Annotated in this window: 4 protein-coding genes; 3 read left to right on the top strand and 1 reads right to left on the bottom strand. The window is 72.9% G+C overall.

Annotation, left to right across the window (positions count from 1 at the left end; all coding sequences use genetic code 11):
* Positions 1–148: 148 nt before the first annotated feature.
* The gene (locus tag ACFCY1_RS41275) at positions 149–1,753 is read right to left on the bottom strand and encodes an alpha/beta hydrolase (RefSeq protein WP_375877804.1); all 1,605 of its coding nucleotides are present in this window, start codon (positions 1,751–1,753) and stop codon (positions 149–151) included.
* Between the two features lie 146 nt (positions 1,754–1,899).
* Here ACFCY1_RS41275 and ACFCY1_RS41280 point away from each other — a divergent pair, with 146 nt between their 5' ends.
* The 3 genes from ACFCY1_RS41280 (at position 1,900) to ACFCY1_RS41290 (ending at position 6,068) form a co-directional block, all read left to right on the top strand.
* Positions 1,900–3,252, top strand: coding sequence for an MFS transporter (locus ACFCY1_RS41280; RefSeq protein WP_079272265.1), 1,353 nt, complete (start codon positions 1,900–1,902; stop codon positions 3,250–3,252).
* Between the two features lie 191 nt (positions 3,253–3,443).
* The gene (locus ACFCY1_RS41285; protein WP_375877806.1) at positions 3,444–4,265 is read left to right on the top strand and encodes an SAM-dependent methyltransferase; all 822 of its coding nucleotides are present in this window, start codon (positions 3,444–3,446) and stop codon (positions 4,263–4,265) included.
* A gap of 168 nt (positions 4,266–4,433) precedes the next feature.
* Positions 4,434–6,068, top strand: a complete 1,635-nt coding sequence (locus ACFCY1_RS41290; protein ID WP_375877805.1) for a purple acid phosphatase family protein — start codon at positions 4,434–4,436, stop codon at positions 6,066–6,068.
* Positions 6,069–6,114: the final 46 nt, after the last annotated feature.

Raw genomic sequence — 6,114 nt, forward strand, 5'->3', positions numbered from 1 at the left:
TATCGTGGGCTGCTTCTTTTGTTTATAACACACCCCCACCGAACTCGCCCGGCACCCCACCGGGTGCGCCCACCCCCCCGGGCACGGCCCCGGAACGCGGCGACGGCGCCGGGCCCGCGGGCCCGGCGCCGTCATCGTGCGGGACGGATCAGTCCGTCGGGCAGCGGATGCCCGCGGCCGGGACGGTCCCGTCCAGCAGGAAGGCGTCCACCGAGGCGCGCACGCACTTGCTGGCGCCGTACCCGGTGTGGCCCTCGCCCTCGCGGGTGACCAGGACGGCGTTGCCGAGCTCGGCGGTCAGCTTCTCCGCCCAGGCGTACGGGGTGGCCGGGTCGCCGGTGGTGCCGACCACCACGATCGGGGCGGCGGCCGTGTTCTTGACCGCGTGCGGCCTCTCCGTCGAGGCGGCCGGCCAGATCCGGCAGTCCGGGTCGAACAGCGCGGCCATCGGGTCGTGCTTGCTGACCAGCGGGGCCTTGGCGGCGAGGTCGGTCAGCGCGGCCTGCAACTGCTCGCCGGCCGGGGCGTCGGTGGCGCCGTCGGCGCAGTGGATGGCCGTGTAGGCGTCCGCCGAGGGGCGGTACTTGCCGTCCTTGTCGCGGCCGTTGTAGCCGTCGGCGAGGTCCAGCAGGTAGTCGCCCTTGCCGCGCACCATCGCCCAGCCGATGGAGTTGCGCAGCCCGGTCCAGGCCTTCTCGCCGCCGTAGAGCCGGCTGAGCACGCCCGTCCAGGCCGCGCTGGACGTCAGGGTGCGGCCCTTCTCCGTCTTGAGCGGCTTGTCCTTGAGCCCGTCGAGGAACGCGGCGAGCTTCTGCGCCGCCTGCTCGGGGTCCTTGCCGAGCGAGCAGGCGTCCTTGGTGACGCAGTCCGCGGCGAAGGCCTTCAGGGCCCGCTCGAAGCCGCCCTGCTGCTCGATGTTGTGCTGGACCAGCGAGGTGGAGGCCGAGGTGGCGCCGTCCAGGACGAGCCGGCCGACCTTGTCCGGGAACTCCTCGGCGTACAGCGAGCCGAGGTAGGTGCCGTAGGACAGGCCGAGGTAGCTGAGCTTCTGGTCGCCGAGGGCGCCGCGCAGCACGTCCATGTCCCGGGCGCTGTTGCGGGTGCTGACGAAGGGCAGGAGCTGGGCGTACTTGGCCTGGCAGGCGTCGGCCAGCTGCTTGCCGTGGTCGGCCGCGGGCTGGTCGGTGGTCAGCCAGTCGTCCCGGGTGCGGTCGTCCAGGCAGTTGAGCGGGCTGGTGCCGGCGGTGCCGCGCGGGTCGAAGCCGACGATGTCGTAGCGGTCGTGCACCGGGCCGTCGAAGCCCTTGGGGTCGTAGGTGACCATCCCGACGCCGGAGCCGCCCGGGCCGCCGGGGTTGATCAGCAGCGAGCCGATCCGCTGGTCGGGCTTGGTCGCCGGGTTGCGGACCACGGCGACGTCCAGGGTGCCGACCTCCGGTGCGGCGTAGTTCAGCGGCACCTTGAGGGTGGCGCACTGGAGCGCGGAGATGTCCTCCTCGTTCTGCGGGTCCTTCTGGCAGGGGCCCCAGGCGAGTTGCTGGCTGTAGAAGGCCTTGAGGGCGGGGTCGGCGGCGCCGGTGGGCTTGGGCGTCGGGGTCGGGGCGGCGCTCGGCGTCGCGACGGCGGCGGCGTCCGGGGAGGCCGAGGGCGCGGCGGCGGTGCCGCCTCCGCTGGTGCAGCCGGCCAGCAGGGCGGCGGTGGCGAGGGCTGCGACGGCGGCGGGCAGGGCGCGCCGCGGGGTCCGGGTGATCATGGAATGCACGGCACAGGAATATCACCTGCCTGTCACATCAGTCACATGGGATTCTCAGAGTGCTCTGCGTCAACGGACCGGACCGCGCCGCCCATGGGCCGCGAGAAGTGATTCCGCGGCGGTCCGAACGGTGCCATGCTGAGGCCATGACAGAAAGCAGTGCGGTGGCACCGCTCCGTCACCAGGCGGAAACCGGTGGGCGGCGGCGGGAGTTGGCCGCGGCGACGGTCGGATCGGTGGTCGAGTCCTTCGACTGGAACATCTACGCCGTCCTCGCGCCCTACTTCGCGGCGGACCTCTTCGGGCACGGCAAACACGGCGTCAGCGGCGTGCTCGGCGCGTACGTCACCTTCGCGGTGGGCTTCGTCGCCCGGCCGGTCGGCTCGTACCTGATCGGGCGGCTCAGCGACACCCGGGGACGGCGCTTCGCGCTCAGCCTCGGCATGGCGGTGATCGCCGTCGCCAGCCTGGGCATCGCCGCCGTCCCGGGCCAGCGGAGCATCGGGGTCTGGGCGGCCGTGCTGGCCGTGCTCGCCCGGGTGGTGCAGGGGCTCGCCTTCGGCGGGGAGGCGCCGAGCGTGGCCGCGTACGTGACCGAGACCGCCCCGCGGCGGCACCGCTTCGCGTTCAGCTCGGTCTCCTACGGCGGGATCATCCTCGGCTCGCTGCTCTCCTTCGGCGTGCTCACCCTGCTGATCCACACCCTCGGCAAGTCCGGCCTGGAGAACGGCGGTTGGCGCTGGGGCTTCGTGGTCGCCGCGCTGCTCGGGCTGGCCGCCGTCTGGGTGCGGCGGTGGGCGCCGGAGAGCGCCGAGTTCCACCGCGCCCGGGAACGGGCGGGCCGCACCGCCCGCCCGCCGTTCCTCCGGACGCTGCGCGAGCACCGCTGGGCGGTGCTCACCGTCTTCCTCAACACCCTGGGCGGGACGGTCGGTTACTACTTCGCGCTGGTGTACCTGCCGCAGTACGCCGCCGCCTACCACGTGATCGGCAAGGAGGAGGCGGCCTCCTTCATGACCGTGGTGCTCGGCGTGGTGCTGGCCACCATGCTGCTCACCGGCGCCGCCGCCGACCGCTTCGGCCTGCTGCCCGTCGCCCGGATCGGCTTCGGCCTGCCGATCCCGCTGGTCGGGGTGCTGCTCGCCGGGCTGCGCCAGGGCTGGCTGCCGTTCCAGGTCGTCGCCGTGCTGCTGGGGATGCTGGTGGCCACGGTGCTCGGCACGCTCAACGTCTTCACCGGGCTGCTGTTCCCGACCGAGGTGCGGGCGGTCGGCCTCGGCGTGGTCAACGCGGCCACCATCGCGGCGTTCGGCGGCACCTTCCCGCTGCTCGCCGAGTGGCTGAGCGGCCGGCACTGGCTGGGCGTGATCCCCGCGTACGTCACCGTCTGCACGGCCGGCCCGGCCCTCGCGCTGCTGACGGCGATGAAGGTGCCCTCCTTCGCCGAGGCCGTCCGCGAGACGGAAGGAGCGGTTCAGCGGACACCCGGAACCGCCTGACGGACAGTCATCGGCTGTGGTTGAGTGGTCCGGACCACTGCTGAACGGGGAGGGCTGGCGTGGGCATCGACGCACCGGGTACCGACATACCGGACACCAACGCAAGGGACGGCGACCTGCCGGAGGACTGCGGGCTCGACGGCTGCGGCTCGGACGACTGCGCGCCGGGGGGCCGCGTGTCGGAGAGCTGGCTGACCGAGGCCGGGTTCGAGGAGCCGCCGCCGGTGGACCTGCGCACCGACCGGGCGCACTCCGCCCGGGTCTACGACTACCTGCTCGGCGGCAAGACCAACTTCCCCGCCGACCGCGAGGTCGGCGACCGCGTCCTCGCCGAACTGCCCGGCGTGCGCGAGGACGCCACCGCCGCCCGCGCCGTGATGCGGCGGATGGTCCGCCGGCTCGCCGGGGTGCACGGCGTCCGCCAGTTCCTGGACGTCGGCACCGGCATCCCCACCACGCCCAACCTGCACGAGATCGTCCAGGCCGTCGACCCGGCCTGCCGCGTGGTCTACGTCGACAACGACCCGATCGTGCTCGCCCACTCGCGGGCCCTGCTCACCAGCACCCCCGAGGGCCGTACCGCCTACGTCCAGGGGGACCTGCGCGAGCCGGAGCAGTTCCTCGCCGACCCGGGGGTGGCCGCCACCCTGGACCTCCGCGAGCCGGTCGCCCTGACGCTCATCAACATCGTCCACTTCCTCTCCGACGAGGTCGCGCACCCGCCCGTCCGCAAGCTCCTGGACGCCCTGCCGGCCGGCAGCTTCCTCGCCCTCTCGGCCGGGACCGCCGACATCGCGCCGGAGCGCGCCGGGATCGCCACCCGCCGCTACGCGGAGGCCGGGATCGACCTCCACCTCCGCTCGCGCGAGCGCGTCGAACGCTTCTTCGGCGGGCTGGAACTGGACGACCCGGGCGTCGTCCTGGTCGACCGCTGGCACCCGGATCCCGCCGGGGATCCGGTGCCGGGCGAGGGGAAGGTCGGGGTGTACGGGGGAGTCGGCCGCAAGGCGTAGGAGCCCGGCCCTGCGAACGGGCCCTGCGAACGAAGCCTGAGAACGAAGCCTGCGAACCAGGCCCGAGAACGAAGCGTGCGAACGGAAGCTGCGAAAACGATCGTCTTTACGTGCACATGTCATTAAAGTGACTGCCTGTCGAACCCCCACTCGGCAGGCGGAGTCCTCATGACCATTGCACGCAGGTCCATCCTCAAGGGCACCTCGGCGGCCGGAGCCGCCCTGGTGGCCGCGGCCTCGACGGCGGGCGCGCAACCCGCGGCCGCCCAACCGACCGACGACGCGCCCACCAGCCCGCTCCTGCAGACCACCCCGCACCGCTCCGGAACGGCCGCAGTGTCCGGGCTGCACCTCCAGTTCGGCACCGACGCCGGCACGGAGATGACCGTCTCCTGGCTCACCCCGCAGTCCGTGCGCCGCCCGCAGGTGCGGTACGGCTCACCGGACGGCGGCCTCGGCCGGGTCGTCCAGGCCGAGACCCGCACCTACCGGGACTCGATCGACAAGGTCGAGGTGTACGTCCACCACGCGCGGCTCACCGGCCTGCGCCCGGGCACCACCTACCTCTACAGCGCCGGCCACGACGGGGCCACCCCCGAGACCGGCACCTTCACCACCGCCCCGCGCGGCCGGGCCCCGTTCACCTTCACCAGCTTCGGCGACCAGGCCGCGCCCAACCTCCGCCGCCGGATCACCTTCCCCGACGGCATGCCCTCCCCGCTCGGCAAGTACCCGGTGTTCATGAGCAGCCAGGTCGGCACCGCGGCCTCCGCCGACATCGTCGCCGCGGTCGAACGCGTCGGCCCGCTGTTCAACCTCATCAACGGCGACCTCTGCTACTCCTCCTACGCCGGCCGCCACGGCCAGAGCCGCACCGCGACCTGGGCCGACTGGTTCATCAGCAACAGCCGCTCCACCCGGCTGCGGCCCTGGATGCCCTGCGTCGGCAACCACGAGAACGAGGGCGGCAACGGCCCGATCGGCGCGCTCGGCTACCAGGCGTACTTCTCCCTCCCCGACTCCTCGGCCTCCTCCGACGAGGAGACCCGGGGCCTGTGGTACGCCTTCACCGTCGGCTCGGTGCGCTTCATCAGCCTCGCCAACGACGACGAGGCCATCCAGAACTCCGGCGACGTCTACCTGCGCGGCTTCTCCGGCGGAGCCCAACGGCGCTGGCTGGAGCGGGAGTTACGGACGACGCGGAACAACCGGGCGATCGACTGGATCGTGGTCTGCATGCACCACCCGATGATCTCCAGCTCGAAGCACGGCTCCGGCAGCGACCTCGGCCTGCGCGAGACCTGGGGCCCGCTGTTCGACGCCTACGGGGTCGACCTGGTGGTGTGCGGCCACGAGCACTACTACGAGCGCTCCCACCCCGTCCGCGGCACCCTGCCCAACGACGCCCGCACCCCGGTGCCGACCAGCACCCGCACCGACATGGTCGACACCGGGCGGGGCACCGTCCACATGGTCATCGGCGCCGGCGGCAACGCCGCCACCACCCAGGACGACCTCTTCGAGCAGCCCAAGGGCCGGGTCGTCATCGGGCTGGAGGACCCGAAGCCGGGCGCGCCCTACCGGGAGTCGGTCTGGCTCACCGAGGACGCGCCCTGGGCCGCCGTCCAGGACCGCGAACACGCCCACGGCTTCGCGGCCTTCGAGGTCGACCCGGGCGACCGGCGCGGCGGCACCACCACCATGAAGGTCACCTACTACACCTTCGACGGACCCCACGGGGACCTCACCCCGGTGGACACCTTCACCCTGTACCGGCGCCGGACGGACGGGCGCGACGGCTGACCGCCACCGGCACCGCCACTGACCGACACCGGCGCCGGTGTCGGTC

The sequence above is a fragment of the Kitasatospora sp. NPDC056273 genome, assembly GCF_042268845.1.
GTDB lineage: Bacteria > Actinomycetota > Actinomycetes > Streptomycetales > Streptomycetaceae > Kitasatospora.

Bases quoted from the DNA above. Each gene is read 5' to 3' on its own strand.
- ACFCY1_RS41275 (WP_375877804.1), bottom strand. From the start codon at position 1,753: ATGATCACCCGGACCCCGCGGCGCGCCCTGCCCGCCGCCGTCGCAGCC.
- ACFCY1_RS41280 (WP_079272265.1), top strand. From the start codon at position 1,900: ATGACAGAAAGCAGTGCGGTGGCACCGCTCCGTCACCAGGCGGAAACC.
- ACFCY1_RS41290 (WP_375877805.1), top strand. From the start codon at position 4,434: ATGACCATTGCACGCAGGTCCATCCTCAAGGGCACCTCGGCGGCCGGA.